The 1,105-nt window shown below is 70.2% G+C and carries 1 protein-coding gene; it reads left to right on the top strand.

Annotated elements, in window-relative coordinates:
• A partial coding sequence (locus tag AB0I21_RS57515) for an ROK family transcriptional regulator (protein ID WP_360574550.1) occupies positions 1–1,105 on the top strand: 1,105 nt, incomplete at both ends.

Genomic DNA, 1,105 nt, shown 5'->3' on the forward strand with positions numbered 1-1,105 from the left:
CTGTTGCGGTACGTCCATCTGGACGGCGCGGTCTCCCGTGCAGCGTTGGCCGAGAGGATGGGCCTGAACCGCAGCACCATCATGGCGCTGACGGCCGAACTGATCGCTGTCGGCCTGGTCCGAGAGGAGACGCCGGCCGGCGCCGGCCGGCGTGGGCGCCCGTCGTTGGTGGTGCGCCCCGAGCCCAACCGGGTACACGTGCTGGCCTTCGATGTCGCCGTGGACCGGGTGACCGCGGCCAGGGTGGATCTGGGCGGGACCGTACTCGACCGGCTCGAGGCGGTACGACCACGGGCCGGTGCTGATCTTGACTGGGTCGTGGACGTGCTGGCCCGCTTCGGCCGTCGGTTGCACCGCTCTGCGCCGGCCAGTTCGGCCTGCGTCGGGATCGGCGCATCGTACTGCGGCATGATCCGGCCCGATGACGGCATGGTGCGCTTCGGCCCTGACCTGGGTTGGGTGGACCAGGCATTCGGCGCCGAACTCTCCCGACGGCTCGGACTGGGCCTGCCGGTAGCCGTGGGTAACGAGGCACACCTGGGCGCCCTAGCCGAACAGCAGCGCGGTGTCGGCATCGGCCTGCAGAACCTGATCTATCTGCACGGTGATGTGGGCGTGGGGGGCGGGATCATCGTCGGGGGCAAGTTGCTCGACGGAGACGGCGGCTACGGCTGCGAGGTGGGCCACATGGTGATCAACCCGTACGACGGGCGGGCGTGTGGTTGCGGCTCGCGGGGTTGTTTCGAGGCTGAGGTGGGCGAACGAGCCCTGCTCGACACCGCGGGCAGGCCCGCCACGCAGTTCGGCCGCGATGCCGTGCGGGCTGTGGTCGATGACGCCGACCGGGGCGATCCGGCCGCGCTGGATTCGGTGCGGCGCATCGGGGACTGGCTCGGCATCGGCGTGGCCAATCTCATCAACTTGTTCAACCCGGCCATGGTGATCTTCGGCGGGATGCTGCGCGACGTCTACCCAGCCGCGTCGGCGCAGGTGCGTGCCCGGATCGCGATCAACGTTCTGCCGGTGGCCCGCGAGCGGGTACGACTGCGCACCTCGGGTCTGGGCGACGACGCGACCCTTGTCGGCGCCGCCGAACTCGGCTTTG

The organism is Dactylosporangium sp. NPDC050588 (assembly GCF_040654975.1).
Classification (GTDB): Bacteria; Actinomycetota; Actinomycetes; order Mycobacteriales; family Micromonosporaceae; genus Dactylosporangium; species Dactylosporangium maewongense.